Annotated in this window: 19 protein-coding genes (1 of these 19 cut by a window edge); 9 read left to right on the top strand and 10 right to left on the bottom strand. The window is 59.9% G+C overall.

Annotated elements, in window-relative coordinates:
* Nucleotides 1-180, bottom strand: a 180-nt coding sequence (locus KGB18_RS14710; protein WP_223570155.1) for a hypothetical protein, incomplete at its 3' end; no start/stop codon positions are given.
* 127 nt (nt 181-307) lie between these two features.
* On the opposite strand from KGB18_RS14710, the gene mrdA reads away from it, so the two are divergent.
* Nucleotides 308-2,200 (top strand): penicillin-binding protein 2, encoded by a 1,893-nt coding sequence (mrdA, locus tag KGB18_RS14705; RefSeq protein WP_223570154.1) that lies wholly within the window; start codon nt 308-310, stop codon nt 2,198-2,200.
* Nucleotides 2,201-2,438: 238 nt separating this feature from the next.
* Complete coding sequence (locus KGB18_RS14700; protein ID WP_123720443.1) at nt 2,439-2,693, top strand: DUF1652 domain-containing protein; 255 nt, start codon at nt 2,439-2,441, stop codon at nt 2,691-2,693.
* 274 nt (nt 2,694-2,967) lie between these two features.
* Here KGB18_RS14700 and KGB18_RS14695 read toward each other — a convergent pair whose 3' ends face one another.
* The 3 genes from KGB18_RS14695 to KGB18_RS14685 all read right to left on the bottom strand — a co-directional run bounded on the left by KGB18_RS14695 (nt 2,968) and on the right by KGB18_RS14685 (nt 4,799).
* Entirely contained in the window at nt 2,968-3,369 is a 402-nt protein-coding gene (locus tag KGB18_RS14695; protein ID WP_223570153.1) for a lysozyme inhibitor LprI family protein, read from the bottom strand.
* A gap of 93 nt (nt 3,370-3,462) precedes the next feature.
* Entirely contained in the window at nt 3,463-3,861 is a 399-nt protein-coding gene (locus KGB18_RS14690; RefSeq protein ID WP_123720441.1) for a GFA family protein, read from the bottom strand.
* Nucleotides 3,858-4,799: an ADP-ribosylglycohydrolase family protein gene (locus tag KGB18_RS14685; RefSeq protein WP_123720440.1), complete on the bottom strand. Its 942-nt coding sequence runs from the start codon at nt 4,797-4,799 to the stop codon at nt 3,858-3,860. Before KGB18_RS14685 ends, KGB18_RS14690 begins: the two co-directional genes overlap by 4 nt.
* Nucleotides 4,800-4,997: 198 nt before the next feature.
* On the opposite strand from KGB18_RS14685, the gene KGB18_RS14680 reads away from it, so the two are divergent.
* Nucleotides 4,998-5,483, top strand: a complete 486-nt coding sequence (locus KGB18_RS14680) for an SRPBCC family protein (RefSeq protein WP_007907615.1) — start codon at nt 4,998-5,000, stop codon at nt 5,481-5,483.
* A gap of 537 nt (nt 5,484-6,020) precedes the next feature.
* On the opposite strand, the gene KGB18_RS14675 is transcribed toward KGB18_RS14680, so the two are convergent.
* Complete coding sequence (locus KGB18_RS14675; RefSeq protein WP_123720439.1) at nt 6,021-6,950, bottom strand: AraC family transcriptional regulator; 930 nt, start codon at nt 6,948-6,950, stop codon at nt 6,021-6,023.
* Nucleotides 6,951-7,153: 203 nt separating this feature from the next.
* On the opposite strand from KGB18_RS14675, the gene KGB18_RS14670 reads away from it, so the two are divergent.
* Genes KGB18_RS14670 through KGB18_RS14660 form a run of 3 tightly spaced genes read left to right on the top strand, consistent with a single transcriptional unit; the run spans nt 7,154 to nt 9,070 of the window.
* A complete protein-coding gene (locus tag KGB18_RS14670; protein ID WP_123720438.1) occupies nt 7,154-7,891 on the top strand; it encodes an SDR family oxidoreductase in 738 nt (245 codons plus the stop codon).
* 31 nt (nt 7,892-7,922) lie between these two features.
* Complete coding sequence (locus tag KGB18_RS14665) at nt 7,923-8,180, top strand: Atu4866 domain-containing protein (RefSeq protein WP_123720437.1); 258 nt, start codon at nt 7,923-7,925, stop codon at nt 8,178-8,180.
* A 53-nt stretch (nt 8,181-8,233) separates the two neighbouring features.
* A complete protein-coding gene (locus tag KGB18_RS14660) occupies nt 8,234-9,070 on the top strand; it encodes an SDR family oxidoreductase (RefSeq protein WP_217857314.1) in 837 nt (278 codons plus the stop codon).
* A 41-nt stretch (nt 9,071-9,111) separates the two neighbouring features.
* On the opposite strand, the gene inhA is transcribed toward KGB18_RS14660, so the two are convergent.
* Nucleotides 9,112-9,798 (bottom strand): isonitrile hydratase, encoded by a 687-nt coding sequence (gene inhA, locus KGB18_RS14655; protein WP_223570152.1) that lies wholly within the window; start codon nt 9,796-9,798, stop codon nt 9,112-9,114.
* A gap of 91 nt (nt 9,799-9,889) precedes the next feature.
* Here inhA and KGB18_RS14650 point away from each other — a divergent pair, with 91 nt between their 5' ends.
* Entirely contained in the window at nt 9,890-10,882 is a 993-nt protein-coding gene (locus KGB18_RS14650; protein WP_223570151.1) for a GlxA family transcriptional regulator, read from the top strand.
* Here KGB18_RS14650 and KGB18_RS14645 read toward each other — a convergent pair.
* From KGB18_RS14645 to KGB18_RS14630, 4 genes are all read right to left on the bottom strand, one after another.
* On the bottom strand, nt 10,851-11,753 hold the full coding sequence (locus KGB18_RS14645) for an alpha/beta fold hydrolase (RefSeq protein ID WP_223570150.1): 903 nt from the start codon (nt 11,751-11,753) through the stop codon (nt 10,851-10,853). The genes KGB18_RS14650 and KGB18_RS14645 overlap by 32 nt on opposite strands.
* Before the next feature lie 60 nt (nt 11,754-11,813).
* On the bottom strand, nt 11,814-12,203 hold the full coding sequence (locus KGB18_RS14640) for a hypothetical protein (RefSeq protein WP_123720433.1): 390 nt from the start codon (nt 12,201-12,203) through the stop codon (nt 11,814-11,816).
* A gap of 509 nt (nt 12,204-12,712) precedes the next feature.
* Nucleotides 12,713-14,536: a glycoside hydrolase family 15 protein gene (locus tag KGB18_RS14635; protein WP_223570149.1), complete on the bottom strand. Its 1,824-nt coding sequence runs from the start codon at nt 14,534-14,536 to the stop codon at nt 12,713-12,715.
* A 389-nt stretch (nt 14,537-14,925) separates the two neighbouring features.
* Entirely contained in the window at nt 14,926-16,059 is a 1,134-nt protein-coding gene (locus KGB18_RS14630) for a cupin-like domain-containing protein (RefSeq protein WP_223570148.1), read from the bottom strand.
* Nucleotides 16,060-16,203: 144 nt separating this feature from the next.
* Between KGB18_RS14630 and KGB18_RS14625 the strand changes: the two genes are divergently transcribed.
* Nucleotides 16,204-16,941 carry a thioesterase II family protein gene (locus KGB18_RS14625; RefSeq protein WP_201121407.1) on the top strand — a complete coding sequence of 246 codons (738 nt, stop codon included), beginning with the start codon at nt 16,204-16,206 and terminating at the stop codon, nt 16,939-16,941.
* A gap of 297 nt (nt 16,942-17,238) precedes the next feature.
* Nucleotides 17,239-20,838, top strand: partial view of a non-ribosomal peptide synthetase gene (locus KGB18_RS14620; protein WP_223570147.1) — the 5' portion only. Its footprint extends 8,781 nt past the window's final position; only the first 3,600 of its 12,381 coding nucleotides appear in the window; the start codon lies at nt 17,239-17,241; its stop codon lies off the right edge, out of view.

The raw sequence follows: 20,838 nt of genomic DNA, 5'->3' as shown, positions 1-20,838 counted from the left end.
TCCCGAACTCAGCAGTGAAACGATGCATCGCCGATGGTAGTGTGGGGTTTCCCCATGTGAGAGTAGGTCATCGTCAAGATTAAATTCCGAAACCCCTATCTGCGTATGCAGGTAGGGGTTTTGTTTTACCCGCAGGAAAGTGTCGTGGAGGCTATCCCCGGTAACAGCTGCATTGTTCATGAAGTTTCGGTGGAACGGACGCTAAAGTAACCACGCCGTTTTTGGTATGGTGCAGCTCGTTTTTTAACGGACTGCTTTCAAGCCTACGGATCGGCACCTCCTCTACAGTCAAAGAGCTGCTGCAGAAATGCCTGAACCAATACCAATCAAGGATCACGAAAAAGAGACGCGCCTGGTCAATAAAAGACTGATGGCCTGCGCCTTGTTCGTCGTTGCTATTACCTGCGCGCTGGTGGTGCGGCTGTATGTTCTGCAGGTGGTCGAGTATGACTACCACTCGACGATCTCCGAAAACAACCGCGTACACGTATTGCCGATCGCCCCTACCCGCGGGCTGATCTACGACCGCAACGGTGTGCTACTGGCGGACAACCGGCCCAGTTTCAACCTGACCATCACCCGCGAACGCGCCTCCGACGTCAAAGAAGAGCTGGATGAGGTGGTCAACCTCCTGCACCTGCCGGCTGAAGACCGCACGCTGTTCGACAAGGCGATGAAGCAGGCTCGACACCCCTTCGTGCCCGTCACCTTGTTCTACGAACTCAGCGAAGAACAGATCGCGGTGTTGGCAGTCAACGAGTTCCGTTTGCCAGGAATTGACGTAGAGCCACAGTTCGTTCGCCACTACCCGATGGGCGCACACTTCGCACACTCGATCGGCTACGTCGGCCGCATCAACGAGAAAGAATCCAAAGCCCTGGATACGGTGGAATACCGTGGCACCCAAGCCATCGGCAAGACCGGCATCGAGAAATTCTACGAGCCTGAGTTGCACGGCCATGTGGGTTATGAAGAAGTCGAGACCAACGCTCAGGGCCGCGTGCTGCGAGTGCTCAAACACACCGACCCGGTCCCCGGCAAAAACATCGTATTGAGCCTCGACGTCAAACTTCAGGAAGCAGCCGAGGAGGCGTTGGGCGATCGCCGTGGCTCGGTGGTCGCTCTCGATCCGTCGACCGGTGAAGTGCTGGCCATGGTCAGTAAGCCAAGCTTCGACCCGAACATGTTTGTGACGGGTATCAGCTTCAAGGAGTACGCGGCGCTGCACGATTCCATCGACCGGCCGCTGTTCAATCGTGTGCTGCGTGGGCTCTACGCGCCGGGCTCGACCATCAAGCCGGAAGTGGCTATCGCCGGTCTCGACACCGGGGTGGTCACCCCGCAGACCCGCGTCTTCGATCCGGGTTATTACCAGCTACCGGATTTCGATCATAAATACCGTAACTGGAACCACAGTGGCGATGGCTGGGTGGACATGGACGCGGCGATCATGCGCTCCAACGACACCTACTTCTACGACCTGGCGCACAAGCTGGGTATCGATCGCCTGCATGACTACATGGCCATGTTCGGTCTCGGCGAGAAAGTCTCGCTCGACATGTTCGAAGAGTCTGCCGGTTTGATGCCATCGCAAGCCTGGAAGCGTGCCACGCGCCGTCAGGCATGGTTCCCTGGCGAGACAGTGATCCTCGGCATCGGTCAGGGCTACATGCAGGTCACGCCCCTGCAGCTAGCTCAAGCCACCGCGCTGATCGCCAACAAAGGTGTATGGAATCGCCCCCACCTGGCCAAAACGGTGGATGGCGTAGCGCCGGTGGACGAGCATCCGATGCCGAACATCCTGCTCAAGGATCCACGTGACTGGGAGCAGGTCAACCACGGCATGCAGATGGTGATGCACGACGCTCGCGGGATTGCCCGAGCGGCAGCGGCGGGGGCTCAGTACCGCATCGCCGGCAAGAGTGGGACCGCGCAAGTGGTGGCGATCAAACAGGGTGAGCGCTACAACCGGGCGAAAACCCTGGAGCGCCACCGTGACAATGCCTTGTTCGTCGGTTTCGCCCCGGCCGAACATCCGAAGATTGTCATCTCGGTCATGATCGAAAACGGCGAGGCCGGTGGTCGCGTTGCCGGTCCTGTGGTGCGGCAGATCATGGATGCCTGGCTACTCGATCAGGACGGTCACCTGAAGCCGCAATACGCTGTGCCGAGTAAAACGCCGGGCGACCCTCACGTCTAACGATCAAAGCTTCACAGCACAGCCTCACAAAGCTTGAGTACGTGCTGGCGGATTGCGAACATTATCTCGGCTCGCCTGCCCTGCAGGGCAGCCCCCAAGTTTTGTCGCAAATCGCGACAACCAATGAGACGACGAACAACCTGTTACGGTCTTGAGACACCTGCTATTGAGGATTAGAATTTTTGGGTGAATGAGGGAACTTTTGCCCGGGCACACATCTGGCGTGAGGGAGGTAGCGATGTTCCTTTCAACCCTGGAAATTCAGAACATCATTGAACATAGTTTTTTGCCCGCTGTGTGCACTTGCAGCATGGAGGCGGACCAGTCCCTGACAATTCGGGTCTGCGATTGCATGACCGGGAAAGTGGATCTGGTGGCCACCCATGTTCCGGTATGGACACTGGATAGCCCCCACGCGATCGCGTCGCTAGTGGCTGATATGCGGCAAGAAATCGAGGCTCACAAAGGCACTCACCTTCCGTTGTACCGCTGAACCTGCGTCACGCCGCACCACGTTGGGGGGCGGCGTGAATCCCGAAGCCGAGAAGGTAGTCCGGCCACCGCCGAGTACCTCTACGGGCTGTTCAGCATCGATCTGAAAACCGGCAAGACCGAAACCATTCGGTAATTGTGGTGCTTGAGCGGATGCTTTCGCGGGCAAGCCTCGCTCCTGCATTGGGTTTTGGTGGGCACACAATTTATGTACCGCCGAAGCCCCCTGTAGGAGCGATGCTTGCCCGCGAAGAGGCCTCAAGAACACCGCAGCATCAAGCCCCAGGCACCGGACAACTAAAATCCCCTTCCTGACACTTCAAGTAAGTCTTGAACGCCTCGACCCGCGCCTTGGTCAGCTCAGTGGTGCAGTTGCTGTAGATCAGCGGATACACACTGCCACCCGCCACCCCGGACGCCGAGAACTTGCACTCGGCATCGCGAAACGCAATCCATGAGCGCTGCGCACCGATCAACAGCTTTTTCGCGTCGGGGCTGTCCTTCAACCGTGTGGTGATCTGCTGATAAAGCGCATTCAGCTCCTTGTCGGCCGCCTTGTTCTGCTGCGCCGCGCACTGATTCATCGTCGTCTGGTCAGTGGCATTGTCGCAGTCAATGGCATGCGCAAAGGGGGTAAACAGCAGCGGCGTCAACGCAAGGAGAAAACGTGGGGGCATGTGGGGTTCGCTGTGATGATGGAAAGTTGGAATGCAGTGTAGCGGGGCGCCGCCAGCCAACAAATCAGAGTCTGGCGCGGTGTATCCGGAAAGCTATGTCTGCCACTCCTGACATTTCTCATTCGATTCATATTCAAGCCAGGGCACGTCATGGGACGTCCAGATATGAGCCTGAGGTGTCATTTTCGGATCATCGTCGAGCGTCGCCACGCGAACGATTACATGGGGTTGGGCCAAGCGCTCTGCCATCAGATGCGATCCGCAGATCGAACAGAAGTGCCGAAGCTTGCCCGGCGACGACTCATAGGTGCTTAGCCGATCCTGTCCTTTTATCCAGCGAAAGTGCTTACGCATGACCCCGGCCGTCGAGGCGAATGCCGCTGCATGTGCCTTGCGACAGGTGTGGCAGTGGCAGTGACTGATGGGCATGTCGAGGCTATCAAGTTCGTATTCGATGGCTTTGCACAAGCAGCTGCCATGCAAGTTATTCATGGGGCTTTTCCTGGTTGCGTGGCTGATATGTCGGCAGCGGCGGCCCGAAGCAGGGCGTCAGCCGTGGCCTCGATGTCTTCGCGCAAGTGCAACTTCGCAAGCCACCCGTCAGGGATGGCCTGCACACCGTAGTGAGCCCCGGCCAACTGGCCGACGATGGCGGCAGTGGTGTCGGCGTCGTCGCCCAGGTTCGCGGCTTCGAGGATGGCGGCTTCAAAACTGTCAGTGTGGTGAAAGCACCACAAGGCCGCTTCCAGTGATGCAACGCAGTAACCGGTACCGCGAATATGGTCTTTGGATTTTCCGAGGTAATCGCCGCGGGCGATGCTCGCGACCTTCGGTTCCACGAACGTCGTCTCTGGCAGGCTCTGCAAATCCTGCCTGGACGCTCCTTGCAATGCCTTGCGGATCAGATCGGCAAGCAACTGACAGCATTCAAGTGCCTCCGGCGCCGCATGGGTAGTGCGCGAGCTGTCTGCGGAAAACCTCCTGATCCGGTCGGGGTCGGGAAAGTAGTACAACACTATTGGCGCTAACCGCATCAGTGAGCCGTTACCGGCCGTATAAGGATCGGTGGATCCCGCGAATGGCTGACCGGTTTGCTGATAACGAGCCAGCGCTTCACGGACGGTCATACCAATGTCGAAGCATTCGCCAGTCGAACTCAGATAACCCCATTGCCACCAGTTGAGGTAACGACCCATTTGATCGGCCGCATCAAAACCTTTTTTGTTCAGCAAGCTTTCTGCCAGGCAAAGTGCCATGGAAGTGTCATCGGTCCATTGCCCTGGCTTCAGATTGAACGGGCCGCCGCCAACCATATCGCTCAGAGGGGCGAATGAGCCGCGCGGCTGGAATTCGGCATGGGTGCCAACGGCATCCCCACAAGCAAGCCCCAGCAGGGTTGCGCGATAACGTTCCGTGAGTGAAGGCTGCATGAATCTTCCTTGTAAGGGTTCCTCGTCGTTGCAAACGTTAGCAGTTTCAGCCCGCTGACTCCCCCGAAAAACCAGAACTTATGGCCAAAACTGAGGCCGAATATTTCAGGTACGGGTGATTGCGGCACCTGTTTGATACAACTTTTAGGTTGGTCTTATGGTCTTTACAGGCCTACTGTTCAATACAGGAGGTGACTTATGAACCCAGCATCAGATCGCATCGAAAGGAAGATCCTGCTCAAGGTCCCGCGTTCGCAGGTCTGGCGCGTGCTGGCCAATGCCGAAGCCTTCGGGCAATGGTTCGGTGTGGCACTCGAAGGCAAGCGTTTTGTCGCCGGCGAGTGGACCCAGGGGCAGATTACTTATCCTGGTTATGAGCACTTGTTGTGGAATGTACTGGTGGAGCGGGTCGAGCCGGAGCGGGTGTTTTCGTTTCGCTGGCACCCGTATGCAGTCGAACCCGATACCGATTACTCCCAGGAGCCCACCACGCTGGTGAAGTTCGAACTCCAGGATATGGACGAAGGCACGTTGTTGACGGTCGTCGAGTCCGGTTTCGATCACATCCCTCAGTCGCGCAGGCTCAAGGCGTTCCGCATGGACAGCCGGGGTTGGGATGAGCAGATGAGCAATATCGAAAAATTTCTGGTAGACACCAAGGACCATGAGCGTCAGGGAGGTTAATGGCTGCAGGCCACGACACCGTGGCTTCAGCGCATGATGACTGATTCGTCTAAGGGTTTTCGGAAGGGCGGCTATAGCGAATGTCTTACACGCGGTAGTAGCTATGTCGTCTATTGCAGATTGGATCCCAAGCGTAATCTAGCCTCATCAACTGAAGCACAGGAAGTGCTCCAGGGTCACGGATGATCGACCATTGCAAGGATCGCTGCCGACAGGGAGTCGATATGGTCTTGGGAAAAACCCGCTTCGGCGGGTTTTTTTTCGTCCGCAGAAAACTGCAGTTGCTACAAGAAGGGCAGGTTTCAGGTGCTGAATGGTCAATGGCTTACATGTAGTCGATGGTATGTCGTCTTTTGAAGCTTCACCGATACGTCTAATCTGGATCCATCAACTGAAGCACAGGACGTGCTCAGGATCACGGATGATCGACCATACGCCAGGATGGCTGCCGACAGGATGTCGCATGGTCTTGAGAAACCCGCTTAGGCGGGTTTTTTTATGCCCTTGAATTGCCTGATTCTGGCGAACACAAAACTGCTAAATCGCCTGAGCGCGCAGCCGGGCGATGTCCTTGCTCGGCGAGGCGCCAAACAGACGGCTGTATTCACGGCTGAATTGCGAAGGGCTTTCGTAGCCCATTTTGTAGCCGATTGACGAAACATCACTGTTCTCCAACAACAGCAGCCGTCGCGCTTCCTGCAAGCGCAATTGCTTCTGGTATTGCAACGGGCTCATGGCTGTCACCGATTTGAAGCGGTGATGCAGCGCCGAGGTACTGAGATTGATCATCTGCGCCAGGTTCTCGATGCTCAGGGGTTCGGCGTAATGGTTGTTCAGCCATTCGATAGCACGGCTGATGCGGTGGGTCTGGGTGTCGGGTATGGCGATTTCATGCAAGCGCTGGCCCTGCTCGCCGCGCAATAACCGATAGAAGATTTCCTGCTGCGCCAGTGGTGCCAGGGGCGCGATGTCGTCCGGGGTTTCCAGCAACCTCAGTAGCCGCAATACGGCATCAAGCAAGGGCGCGTCGATTCGATCCAGAAACAGACCACGTCCAGTCGTTCTCACCCCGGGTACCCCGATTGGGCTGACGTCGGCGATCAAACGGCAGATCTGCGCCGGGTCAATGTCCAGACGCAAACACAGATAAGGCCGATCCGGGCTGGCCTCGATCACTTTGCCGGCCAAGGGCAGGGTGACCGACACCACCAGGTAATTGAGCGGGTCGTAAATATAGCTTTCAGCGGCCAGGCGTACTTCTTTGCGTCCTTCGACAATCACGCACAGTCCCGGTTTGTGCACTGTGTGCAGGTCTTCGGTGGGATGGTCGCTGCGGATCAGGTGCAAGTCTTTGATCGGCGTGGCATGAACGCCGTATTCCGGGGCGAAGCGCTTCATCAGGCTCACCAGCTCGGCGCGCCGAACGTCGACGCCGTCTTGGGCATTCGCGGAAATAGAAGTCGTCATGCTGAACAATCTCCCTGGCCGAAGGTTGAGTCGGGCTAGTAAAACCGATTGCGCGCGTGTCGGCCAGCGTCGGTTTCGCTGCTACAGGATCGTGCAAGAACCCAGGAGAAACCGGCTAACGAAACCCATCGAAGCGTCCCTAATCTGGACCTGTCGCAACGTCCCCACCCGGGATGTTCCAGCTTCCAGATAAGGGAAAAGTCATGTCCAACATTCAAGGCAAAGTGGTTGTCATTACCGGCGCCAGCAGCGGAATCGGCGAAGCCAGTGCACGTCTTCTGGCCAGTCAGGGCGCCCATGTGGTTCTCGGCGCCCGACGCGTCGATCGCCTGGAAACACTGGTCGCAGAACTCAATGAATTTGGCCAGAGCGCAGCGTTCAGGGCGGTGGACGTCACACGCCGCGATGATGTGCAGGCCTTCATCGATTTCGCCGTCGAGCGCTTTGGCCGGGTCGATGTAATCGTCAACAACGCCGGAGTCATGCCCCTGTCGAAACTCGAGGCGCTGAAGGTCGAGGAGTGGGACCGGATGATCGACGTCAACATCCGTGGCGTCCTTCACGGCATCGCTGCCGGGCTGCCATTGATGCAGCGTCAGCGCTGCGGCCAGTTCATCAACATCGCCTCCATCGGTGCCTACACCGTCAGCCCGACCGCCGCCGTGTATTGCGCCACCAAATTCGCCGTGCGTGCGATTTCCGAAGGCTTGCGTCAGGAAGTCGGTGGCGATGTGCGAGTCACGGTGATTTCCCCCGGCGTGACCGAATCCGAACTGGCCGAGAGCATTTCCGATGCCGGCGGCCGCGCCGAAATGCGTGAATTCCGCAAGATTGCCATTCCTGCCGAGGCTATCGCCCGAGCCATTGCCTATGCCATCGATCAGCCGGCCGATGTGGATGTCAGCGAATTGATCGTACGGCCGACGGCCAGTCCGTTTTGAACCGGCACTTATTGAAGTCGGGAGAACTGAAATGACCAAACCATCAGGCAATCAAGACCAATACGTTGGCCTTTGGGTCACCGCCGACGGCGTGATCCGCCACCAACTGCTGCCCGGCGGGCGCTACGACGAGGCGCGCGGCCATCGGGAAAGCGCCTATCTGGGCCGCTATTGGCTGGAGGGCGACCACATCGAATATGTCGACGACACCGGTTTCACGGCTGACGGCGACTTTCGCGACGGGGTGCTCTACCACGCCGGGATGGTGCTGTACCGCCGGCCGGAGTGACGCGTCATTGATTTTATCGAGCAAGTCATGCACTGAAACAGAGGAACCTACCCATGAAAAACTCTCCTAAAACCTGGTTTATCACCGGCGCCTCGAAGGGCCTCGGCCTGGCCCTCGCGCAACAGGTGTTAGCCTTGGGTGATCGCGTCGCCGCCACCTCCCGTAACCTCGGGGAGCTGCAGGCCGCCAGCGAGCGCTTTCTGCCGCTGCAAGTCGATTTGATGAATGAATCCAGCGTGGCCAGTGCTATCGCAAGCACCGTTGAAGTCTTCGGCAGTCTTGATGTCGTCGTCAACTGCGCCGGTTACGGCCAGCAGGGCACCTTCGAAGCGCTGTCGGACAGCGAATTGCGGCGCAATTTCGATGTGAATCTGTTTGCGCCGCTTAATGTATTGCGTCACGCCTTGCCGCAGTTGCGGGCGCAGCGCAGCGGGCACGTGATCAATATCTCGTCGATTGTCGGCTTCGATGGCGGTTATGCCGGTTGGGGCAGTTACGTGGCGAGCAAGTTCGCCCTCGGTGGTATGACCGAAGCGCTGGCGGCAGAGGTTCAGGAGTTGGGAATCAAGGCCACCGTGGTTTATCCGGGACCGGTGCGTACGGGGTTTCTGTCCAGCGCTTCACTGGCTGTTGCCGAGCGCAGGATTGATGATTACACCGCCGCGCAAGCCTCACTGGACCTGCACCAGAACACTCTTGATGGTCAGCAGGCCGGCGACCCGGACAAGATTGCCTTGGCAATCATTCAGGCGGCCAATGTCAGTGAGCCGCCGCTGCACTTGTTCATGGGCCAGATTGCGGTTGACCTGGCGCAACAGAAAATCGCACAGGTGCAGCAGGACTTGAACCAGTGGAAAGCCATTTCGCTGGCAACAGATTTTCCGGCCTGAGTGACTGGCTGCGGGGGCAATAGCTCCCGCAGCCGTTTCTTTCACTGGCGGGCGAGTTTCGCCGCTGCACGTTCGGTGATTTCCGAGCGCAATTTCAAAGACGCGGCAGCGCGTTTGCGGGCTTCATCCAGCACGCTGACCGGCGCTGTCTCGGGACTTCCCGAAGCAAACGGTGGCGCCGGTGCGTATTCCAGCTGCAACTGCACCAGTTGCGCCGTGTCCTTATCGAACAATTCAGCCGCCAGGGTCAGGGCAAAATCGATCCCCGCGGTGATCCCGCCACCAGTCAGCAGATTGCCGTCGCGCACCACCCGATCGTTCACCGGGATCGCTCCCAACACCTCGAGCAATTGGTGATATGCCCAGTGAGTGGTGGCACGTTTGCCCTTGAGCAACCCCGCCGCGCCAAGCACCAGCGCGCCGGTGCAAACCGAAGTGACATACTTCGCGTTAGCGGCCTGAGCCTTGATGAAGGCCAGGGTTTTGTCATCCTCCATCAACGGCCCAACGCCGCTGCCGCCGGGAATGCAGATCACATCCAGTGCCGGGCAATCGTCGAAGGTTGTGGTCGGTTTCAACACCAGCCCGGTGCTCGCGGTGATCGGGACCAGGTCCTTCCAGATCAGATGCACTTTCACGTCCGGCAGCGAGGCCAGCACGTCATAAGGGCCGGTCAGGTCCAGTTGTTGAAGCTGTGGAAACAACAGAAAACCGATCTGCAACGTCATGGCGTTTTTTCTCCTGGTTGAGGTGGACGACTTCACTGTAGGCTCGTAGGATCTGGCGCATACGCCAATAACCCCACGAATTACGCCAAATATGACGAGCCATCCGAAAACCATCCATGTGCTGGCCTTTGCCAACGTGCAACTGCTCGACGTCACCGGGCCGTTGCAGGTGTTCGCCTCGGCCAACGACATTGCTCGCCAGCAAGGTTTGCCGCCGCCCTATGCGCCGTCGGTGATTGCCAGCGGCGGCGGGGCAGTGATGTCGTCGGCGGGGTTGGCGCTGTTGGCGGAGCCGTTGCCGGAACAGGGCCGCGACACTTTGATCATTGCCGGTGGCTGGGGCGTTTACGCGGCGGCGAAAGACGAGTCGCTGGTGGGCTGGGTACGTGAGCACGCGACGGGGTGTCGGCGGGTGGCGTCGGTGTGTACCGGGGCGTTTTTGCTGGCGGCCAGCGGTTGGCTCGATGGCAGGCGGGTGGTCACGCACTGGACCCGTTGCGAGCAATTGGCGCATCAGCATCCCAAACTGCAGGTCGAACCCAACCCGATCTTCATCAACGACGGCCCGGTCTGGACCTCGGCCGGTGTCACCGCGGGCATCGACCTGGCCCTGGCGATGGTCGAAGAAGACCTCGGCCGAACCATGGCCCTGGACGTCGCCCGGCAATTGGTGGTGTTTCTCAAGCGTCCGGGGGGGCAGGCGCAGTTCAGCGTTACCTTGTCTTTGCAAAAGGAAGGCAACCGATTCGACGATCTTCATGCCTGGATCAGCGAAAACCTCACCAAGGACCTCGGCATCCCGACCTTGGCCTTGCAGGCCGGCATGAGCGAGCGCAGCTTCGTCCGTCACTACCGCGCCGACACCGGCCAGACTCCGGCGCGGGCCATCGAACTGATTCGGGTCGAGACCGCGCGACGGCTGCTCAGCGACACCGGTGTACCGATCAAACGGGTCGCGGTGCAATGCGGGTTTGGCAGCGAGGAAACCTTGCGCCGCAGTTTTCTGCGAGCCATGGGCGTGACACCGCAAGCCTATCGCGAGCGGTTTTCCGTCAGCTCTCCAGCAGATCCAGTATTGCCTTGAGGGTCGCCTCGGGCGCTTCTTCGGCAATGTTATGCCCGACGCCCGCCAGTACTCGGCGTTCGTAAGGGCCGGTAAAACGCTCGGCGTCTTCATCGATTTCAGATACGGGGCCGACACCATCATCGGCGCCGCACAGGGAAGTCGTCGGTACGCTGATTGCCGGTTGTTGGGTCAGCGCTTCTTCCATCCATTCCAGCGCAGGGTTGCCAGGCGCATACATGAAGCGGTGCCGGTACGAGTGAATCACCACCTCGACGAAATCCGGATTATCGAAGGCTGGCGCGCTCAAGGGGTAACGTTCGGCATTTTTGGCCCAGGTCGGCGACCACAACTTCCAGAGCAGTTCGCACAGTGCCCGGCGGTTTTGGGTCAAGCCTTCAACACCGCGCGGGGTGTGGAAGTAGTACTGATACCAGAGACGGTGTTCAGTCTCCGGATCCAGAGGCTGGGTGGAGTTGGGGATGTTCTGAAGGTTGTAGCCATCCCCGGTCACCAGACAGCGCACCCGCTCCGGCCATAGCGCCGCAACAATACACGCCGCCCGACCGCCCCAGTCATAGCCGCACAGAGCGGCTTGTTGAATGGCGAGAGCGTCCATCAGGTCCAGCAAATCCTGGGCGAGGGCGGCTTGCTGGCCGGAGCGCAGGGTGTCGGGGGAGTTGAAGCAAGTCGGGCCGTAGCCGCGCAGGTACGGGACGATCACGCGGTAGCCCTTTGCGGCGAGGGCCGGGGCGATTTCGTCGTAGGCGCGGGGGGAGTAGGGGAAGCCGTGGAGCAGAATGATCGGGTCGCCGGTGATGGGGCCGTGCTCTTCGTAGGCGAGATTGAGGCTGGGTGTCAGTGCGTATTGGATCTGCGCGTCATGGTTCATTCGACATTCCAGAGTGGCTGTATTGAGATGGCTGATTCAAATCGACTCGGGGCCTTATCCTCAGACTTCCACGTCCGCCACCTGATTGAAATACTTCGACCGATCCGGTGTAAACGTCACCATCATTTTGGTCCTGGAACAGGTCAATGCCCGTTCTGAGCTCAGATCAATATCCAGATCTTCCCCGCGCAACCCCTGCCATTGGGCGAGGTATTTGAGGGATCCGTATTTTTCGAGTTTCTTCAGGCTGCGACTGACACCACCTTTCCAGCCCAGCACCGGGAGTTCGCCGGAGAGGCATTGTTGGGCGAGGTCGGGGAAGCGGGCGGCGCGTTGGCGGCCGATCTCCCAGCATTTGATCAGGCCTTTGTCGTGGCCCTCCCACAGTTCATCCCGGTTCAGGCCTGATCGGAGTGGGGTGTCGATGCTGCGATGGATGCGCTGGGTCATTCTGGTTCCTTGAATTCGGGTTTTATTGGACAGCTCCGCTGTGCCCGTTGACGTGGATGGTAGGGACGGATGTAAGCGGTGGCAACAAAGTATTTCTGGATGTAGGAATGAGTGACTGCGTGTTGATTGGGCGAGTTTGTTTAATAAATGTAGGTGTTTGGCCTACACGATCCTGTGGCGAGGGGGCTTGCCCCCGTTCGGTTGCGCAGCAGCCGTAAACCCAGCAAATGCGGTGTTTCTGGAGGAATGTGGTTGTAGAATTCAGCGCCGCTACGCATCCCGACGGGAGCAAGCTCCCTCGCCACAGGGGTATGTAGAATGTGTTTTTGTTTACTGCCTGTAAGCCTTTCTCCTACAAAAAATGCAGCGAAAGCAGGCATTTCCGACGGGTTTTGGCGACAGTAAGCCTTGTGCTGGGCTGATGGCCCTTTCGCGGGCAAGCCTCGCTCCTACGGATTCACACTGAACCTGTGGGAGCGAGGCTTGCCCGCGATGCAGGCGCCTCGGTCTCAAGGCTGCCAGAAGTTTTTCTCCCCGCTCAACTTCCTGTTCAGAAAACTCGCCGCGCTGATCAGCGCCAGGTGCGTCAGCGCTTGTGGTGTGTTGCCCAGATGTCGGGCATGGCTGTCGAACTCTTCGGCATACAGCCCCAGCGGGTTGGCGTACTTCAGCAATTGTTCGAACTCCAGGTGCGCTTTCTCCACTTGGCCGGCCCGGGCCAGGCATTCGACGTACCAGAACGAGCACGCGGCGAAGGCGCCTTCGGTGCCGGGCAGGCCGTCGATCTGGCTGTCGTCGTTGCGGTAGCGGTAGACCATGCCCGCGCGCACCAGGTTTTTTTCGATGGCTTCGAGGGTCGCGATCCAGCGCGGATCCTTGGCGCTGACGAAGCGCACCAGCGGCATCAATAGCATCGAGCCGTCGAGGCCGGTGCGGCCGATGTGCTGGACGAAATGCCCGCGTTCCTCGTTCCAGAAGTTGCTCCAGATGTCGGTGTAGATCGCTTGACGGGTCTGGTCCCAGCGGGCGAACGGGGCGGGCAGCGAGCGTTTGGAGGCCAGCCGGATGGCCCGGTCCACGGCTACCCAACACATCAGTCGCGAGTGCAGGAAATGATACTGCTCGCCGCGCATTTCCCAGATGCCGACGTCTTTTTGCTGCCAGGTTTCGCAGACCTGATCGACCACCTCCACGGTGTGTTTCCAGCCTTCATGGGAGATGGCCTCACCGTACTTGTTGACCAGGTACACCGCGTCCAACAGCTCACCGAAGATGTCGAGCTGGATTTGCTCGTAGGCCTGATTGCCGATGCGTACCGGTGTCGCGTCGCCATGACCGGCCAAGTGTGGAAGTTCGACCTCCGGCAGTTCTTGGCGACCGTCGATGGCGTAGAGGATGTTGAGTTTCCTGGTCTTGCCGTGACAATCCCTGACCCGGCAGCGCAGCCAGCGCATGTAGGCGTTGGCCTCCTCGACGAAGCCCAGGCGCATGAAGGCATAGACGGTGAACGAGGCGTCGCGGATCCAGGTGTAGCGGTAGTCCCAGTTGCGTTCGCCGCCGGGCGTTTCCGGCAGGCCGAAGGTGGCGGCGGCGAGGATGGCGCCGTGCTTGCGCGAGGTCAGCAGCTTCAAGGCCAGGGCCGAGCGATTGACCATTTCCCGCCAGCGACCGCGATAATTGGACTGCCCGATCCAGTCACGCCAGAACTTCAGGGTGCGTTCCAGGCACAGTGCGGCGGCGCCTTCCTTGAAGCGCGCATCGTCAACGCCGCCGAGCAGGAACTCGGCGCTCTGGTCCTGCTGGAGGATGAATTCGGCGACGGCCGCATGGCCCTCGATGCGTAAGTGCTGATCCGAACACAGCTGCATGGCTGGCTGGCCGGTGGCCTCGAAATACACACTTCGATCACGTGCGCGAGCCTTGGTCGGAGCCCGGGCATAGTCATGACGAACAGCGCAGCGCATGCGGATCGTCGCTTGTCCGCTGACCACTCGCACCCGGCGCATCAACATCGGCAAATCATCTTCGCTGTCGCCGATGGGCAGCAGGTCGGTGACTTCGACCACCGCGTGATCGCTGAGCCAGCGGGTTTGCAGGACGTTGGTGTCGGGCAGGTATATCTGCTCGCGACGGGCATCGGGCAGGTCCGGGGCCAATTGGAAGATGCCGGCTTCGGGGCTGTCCAGCAGCGAGCAGAAGATCGACGGACTGTCGAATTCCGGCCAGCAGAAAAAGTCCACGCTGCCCTTGTCGTTGACCAGCGCCGCGCTGCGCATGTCGCCAATGATGCCGTGGGCGTCGATGGCGCTTTGTCGTTCGGAATGATCAACCATTGCCGCAGTGCTCCGGGGAACCGAGGGTCTAACTAGCTGACCGGTTTGAGCCGCAGAGAGTTCATTTGCCGGCATGTGGCAAGTTGCAGGCCCTTGTTGAGGCCGGACCCCATCGCGGTCGGACTGAGTTGCAAACCGCTTATGCGCTGGAATCGGTGCTGGACGAGGTGCTTTATTGTCGGGCCGCCGCTGTCGGTGGGGTAGCCCGGTGCAATGCAATTCAAAATGTGGGAGCGAGCCTGCTCGCGAAGACGGTCTGGCAGGCGACATTGATGTTGAAGGTGATGGCCTCTTCGCGAGCAAGCCCGCTCCCACAGGGGTTATATGTCGAGCATAAATAACCGGGGCAATGCAGATCCAGAGTGCAGCAGGCTTGCTCCCATAAAGGATTACCAGCCTCTTCCCGAATTCACCCAGAAATTCACCGACAACGAAGTCGACACCGATTCCACCTGATGGAACCAGCCTTCGGGTAGAAACAGCAGGTCGCCGGCCTCCAGGGTCACCCGCAGAAACGTCACGTCCCGCGCGCCGGGAAAGCGTTGATAATCCGGCGCATCCGGATTGAAATCACAACCGTCGAGCCCGCCCTGGGGGGCCGTCGACCAAGTGCCGAGGGCTTCGCGGTGATGAGGCGCGGCGAGGGTGAAGGTTTTCTGGCCCCAGACTTGTGCGAACAGGTTGTCGGTATCGTCGCGATGCAGCGGTGTCAGCGTGCCCTTGGGGCCGATCCAGATGCGTGGCGGGATGAACAGCGCTTGATCGAAATAGAGTGGGTACTTGATCTGCTCCATCAATTGGGCGGGCAGGATATTGTTGCCCATGTACGCCGGTGGTTCGCCATCGGCGCTTTTGACCGCCGGGGTATCCAGCGAGGCGATGAACGCGGCCATGGAGGTGGAGCGGAAATCCCGTTCCGTGGAGAAGGTTTTCTTCACGTAATCGCCGTGTCGGGTGATGCCTTGCAGTTCGGCGAAATGCACCAGCGATTCTTCACGGCTGAGCTTGAACAGGGGCCAGTCTTGCAGGGCATCGCTGATCACCAGCGGAATACCGTGGGGCAGGTAGCTTGTCTCGAACTCCAGCACCGACAGCTCGCTGCGTGGCCGGCGCTCCACCGAATATTGGGTTGGCAGGCTCGCGGAGACCTTTTCGCTGAAACGCGGTGGGGTCGGGTAGCGCTTGTTCATGTCGACCTTTTCCACCACACCGCCCCCATGGCGAGCGTGATCGATGATCTGCGGCAGCATCGTCGCCAGGCCCATGTTGCCGCCGATTTTCAAGCGACCGTTGGCGAACAGCTCCTCGACGTTGGCCATGCCGCCCATGATCCCGAGAAAGTCCTTTTCCGCAACTTCGATGGTCACGTCGGGGCTGGCATGTCGGCCGGCTTCGGTGCGGCTGCTGGCCTTGACCTCGGACCAGTACGCCTGGTGCGGGCCGAACACGAATTGAAAAACCCCTTTGATGCCGACGGCACCGGCATTGGCGAACAGTTTGCCCAGGATGGTCTGCAGGTCCACGGCTTTTGCCCCTTGTTGGTTTTGGTCTGAGCTGGTTTTGGTCTTAACAGGGGACGATAACCTGCAGCGGAAATTTAACCGGCGCTGACTAATTTGCGTCGCTTGCGGACCGTCCCTCCTTACAGACGACTTTTTGAGGTGAACGTGGTGACCAAGCTGACCTTGCTGTGCCTGCCGTACTCTGGCGCCAGTGCCATGGTCTACAGCCGCTGGCGGCGCAAGTTGCCGCAATGGCTGCAGTTGCAGCCGGTAGAGTTGCCGGGGCGGGGCGCACGGTTCGGCGAACCGCTGCACACCGACATGCGCGCACTGGCGATGCAATTGGCCAGGGAGCTGCGTTCGACGCTAAAAGCGCCCTACGCCTTGTTTGGTCATAGCCTGGGTGCCTTGCTGGCGTGCGAGATGGCCCACGCCTTTCGTGAGCTGGGCTGCCCGGAACCGGTGGCCCTGTTTGCCTCGGGAACGGCGGCACCCACGATGCGGGCCGACTACGACCGCGGCTTTGCCGAGCCGAAAACCGATGGGCAGTTGATCGAGCAGCTACGAACGCTCAACGGCACCAGCGAAGAGGTGCTGGCCAATGAAGAGCTAATGAGCCTGACGCTGCCGATTCTGCGCGCGGATTTTCTGCTGTGCGGACATTTTCAGCCGGTGCAGCGGCCATTGCTCAAGTGCCCGGTGCACGTGCTGGGAGGCAAGTCCGACAAGGCCACCACCGAACAGTTGATCGGTTGGAGCAAGGAAACCCATGGCAGCTTTTCGGTGGACATGCTGGCCGGCGGGCACTTCTTCATCCATGAGCACGAAGCCAAGGTGCTACGGGTGATCAAGGATCAGTTGGAGGTTCATCATCGGCGGGGAGCCATGGTTGCCACGGCCTGAATTCCACCCTGTTTCACCTTGTGGGAGCGAGCCTGTGTGGCGAGGGGGCTTGCCCCCGTTGGGGTGCGAAGCGCCCCCGGCATTTCAAAGTCAAACCGCATACATAGGGTTTACGACTGCTTCGCAGCCGAACGGGGGCAAGCCCCCTCGCCACACAAGGGCTACGACCATCTGTGTTTCCTCGCTCGACCTCCCTTCCTGATACTTATTCTCAAACGCTAATTTTTCCGGTCTGCATTCGTTTTATAGGGACGACGTGCCTTTGTGCTTCCTGCCTACTGATCCGGATGCTAAGAAATGAATGCTGAAGACTCCTTGAAACTTGCTCGCCGGTTTATCGGGTTGCCCCTGGAAAAGCGCCAGATGTTCCTTGCGGCCTTGCACAAGGAGGGCGTGGACTTCGCCCGTTTTCCGATTCCGCAAGGGGTCGAGGCCGAGGACCGGCAGGCGCTGTCCTACGCTCAGCAGCGCATGTGGTTTCTCTGGCAACTGGACCCGCACAGTGGCGCCTATAACTTGCCGGGTGCGGTGCGTCTGACCGGGCGGTTGAATCTGCCGGCCCTGGAGCAGGCGTTCGCCAGCCTGGTGGCGCGTCATGAAACCCTGCGCACGGTGTTCCAGCGTCAGGCCGACGAGACCCTGCAACAAGTGCCGGCCAGTGTGCCGCTGGTGATCGAACAGGTCGATTTCAGCGCCTTGCCGGCCCTTGAGCGCGAGCAGGCCGTGGCCGAGGCCGCCCAGCAGCAATCGTTGCTGCCGTTCGACCTTGCCGTCGGGCCGCTGCTGCGGGTCAAGCTGCTCAAGCTCGCCGAGCAGGAGCACGTGCTGCTACTGACCTTGCACCACATCGTTTCTGATGGCTGGTCGATGAATGTGTTGATCGATGAGTTCATCCGCTGCTACGACGCCCATGATGCAGGCGCGCAACCGCAGCTCGCACCGCTGCCGATTCAGTACAGCGACTATGCGTTGTGGCAACGCCGCTGGCTGGAAGCCGGGGAACAGGCGCGGCAACTGGAATACTGGCAAGCCCAATTGGGCGACGAGCACCCGGTGCTGGAGTTGCCCACCGATCACCCGCGCCCGGCGATGCCCAGCTATCGCGGTACACGTTATGAGTTCGGGATCGATGGCCAACTGGCCGAGCAACTGCGAGCCACCGCGCAGAAACACAACATTACCTTGTTCATGCTGTTGCTCGGCGCTTTCAACGCCTTGCTGCACCGTTACACCGGGCAGACCGACATCCGCGTCGGCGTGCCGATCGCCAATCGCAACCGCGGTGAAATCGAAGGCCTGATCGGTTTCTTCGTCAACACCCAAGTGCTGCGGACCCGGCTCGACGGCCAGACTCGCGTGGCCGATTTGCTCAGTGACATCAAGGAAACCGCCCTCGGCGCCCAGGCCCATCAGGACTTGCCGTTCGAGCGGCTGGTGGAAGCGTTGAAGCTGGAGCGCAGCCTCAGTCACACGCCGTTGTTCCAGGTGATGTATAACCATCAGCCGCAGGTGGCAGACATTTCCACAGTCGCCACCGCGTCGGGCCTGGAACTGGGCGTGATCGAATGGGAAGGGCGCACCACCCAGTTCGACCTGACCCTGGATACCTATGAAAAGGCCGGCAAACTGCACGCCGCGCTGACCTACGCCAACGACCTGTTCGACGCCGCGACCATCGCCCGCATGGCACGGCACTGGACCCATCTGTTGCGCGGCATGGTCAACGACAGCCAGCAGCGCATCAGCGATTTGCCGTTGCTTGAAACAGCGGAGTATCAGCGCATCGTTCACGACTGGAACCGCGCTGACCAAGGATTCGCCGATGATCTGTGCATCCATGAGCTGATCGCCAGGCAAGTCGCGGCCATGCCGGACGCGCTGGCGGTGACCTTCGCGGCAAAACAACTGACCTACGCCGAACTCGACGCTCAGGCCAATCGTCTGGCCCATAAACTGATCGAGTCGGGTGCGGGGCCGGAAGTGCGGGTCGGCGTGGCGATGCAGCGTACCGACAGTCTGCTGGTGGCGTTGCTGGCGGTGCTCAAGGCCGGCGGTGCCTACGTGCCGCTGGACCCGGATTACCCGGCCGAACGAGTGGCCTACATGCTCGAAGATAGTCGCGCCTTGGTGCTGTTGACCGAGCAGGCGTTGGCCGCGACGCTGCCCGTGACTGCGCAAACCCAAGTGCTGCTGATGGACGCCGCAGAGCCGTGGCTGGCCGCTTACCCGAGCAGCGCGCCGGTGACCCGCGTCACGCCGGATAATCTGGCTTACGTGATCTACACCTCCGGCTCCACCGGCAAGCCCAAAGGCGTGGCCATCGCCCATCGCAACGTGCTGGCGCTGATCGACTGGTCGCAATCGGTCTATAGCCGCGACGATATTCAGGGTGTACTGGCCTCGACGTCGGTGTGCTTCGACCTGTCGGTGTGGGAGCTGTTTGTCACCTTGGCCAATGGCGGCTCAGTGATCATCGCGCGCAACGCCCTGGAGTTGCCGCAATTGCTGGCTCGTGATCAGGTGCGCCTGATCAACACCGTGCCATCGGCGATCAATGCATTGCAGCGCGACGGACAGATTCCGCCGAGTGTGCGCATCATCAACCTCGCCGGTGAGCCGCTGAAGCAGAGCTTGGTGGATGCGTTGTATCAGCAGTCGACCCTCGAGCACGTCTACGACCTCTACGGTCCATCGGAAGACACCACCTATTCCACCTGGACTCGGCGCGAAGCCGGCGGCACCGCCAACATCGGCCGCCCGCTCAAACACACCGCCGGCTATTTGCTGGACGCCGATCTGCAACCGGTGCCCCAAGGTGTATCGGCCGAGCTGTACCTGGCTGGCGCCGGCATCACCCGAGGTTACCTGGCGCGGCCGGGCATGACCGCCGAGAAGTACGTGCCGAACCCGTTCGCCAGCAACGGCGAGCGCCTGTATCGCACGGGCGATTTGACCCGTTATCAGGTCGACGGTGCATTGCAATACGTCGGTCGCATCGACCATCAGGTCAAGGTTCGGGGATTTCGTATCGAACTCGGTGAAATCGAAGCGCGGCTGTTGCAGCAGGACGCGGTGCGCGAACTGGCAGTGCTGGCGCAGGACGGCGCCAGCGGTCAGCAATTGGTCGCCTACATCGTGCCGGCCGATGCCGCAGTGTTAGCGGGTGATGCCGATCTTCAAGCGAGCCTGCGTGAAACCCTGAAAGCCGCGTTGCGCCAACATTTACCGGATTACATGGTGCCGGCTTATCTGCTGTTCCTCGAACAATTGCCGCTGACGCCCAACGGCAAACTCGACCGCAAAGCCTTGCCTGCGGTCGACGGCACTCAGCAGCAACGCGAACACGTGGCGCCACGTTCGGCGCTGGAAAAGTCCGTGGCAGCGATCTGGCAGGACGTCCTGGCCATCGACAACGTCGGTCTGGAAGACAACTTCTTCGAACTGGGCGGCGACTCCATTGTGTCGATGCAGGTGGTCAGCCGCGCGCGTCAGGCGGGCATCGTGTTGAGTCCCAAGGACCTGTTCCAGCACCAGACCATTCGCAGCCTGGCGCAAGTGGCCCGCAGCGGTGAACAGAACCTGATCGATCAAGGTCCGGCCGTTGGCGCGGTGGCCCTGACGCCGGTGCAGCACTGGTTCTTCGAGCAAGCCATTGCGCAGCGTCAACACTGGAACCAGTCGCTGCTGCTGGTCCCACGCGAAACGCTGGATGCCGGGGTGCTGGATCAAGCGTTGGCGCAGTTGCTCAAGCATCACGACGGTTTGCGTCTGCGATATGAAATGACTGATGTCGGTTGGCAGCAAGCCTATGACGCGGCGTCCAGCGAGTCGGTGTTGTGGCAACGCTCGGCGCAATCGGCCGAAGAACTGAATGCCCTGTGCGATGAAGCCCAGCGC

Origin of the sequence: Pseudomonas sp. BF-R-26 (genome assembly GCF_019947395.1) — a bacterium.
Taxonomy (GTDB): domain Bacteria; phylum Pseudomonadota; class Gammaproteobacteria; order Pseudomonadales; family Pseudomonadaceae; genus Aquipseudomonas; species Aquipseudomonas farris.
This window is presented reverse-complemented; position numbering and strand designations above follow the sequence as displayed.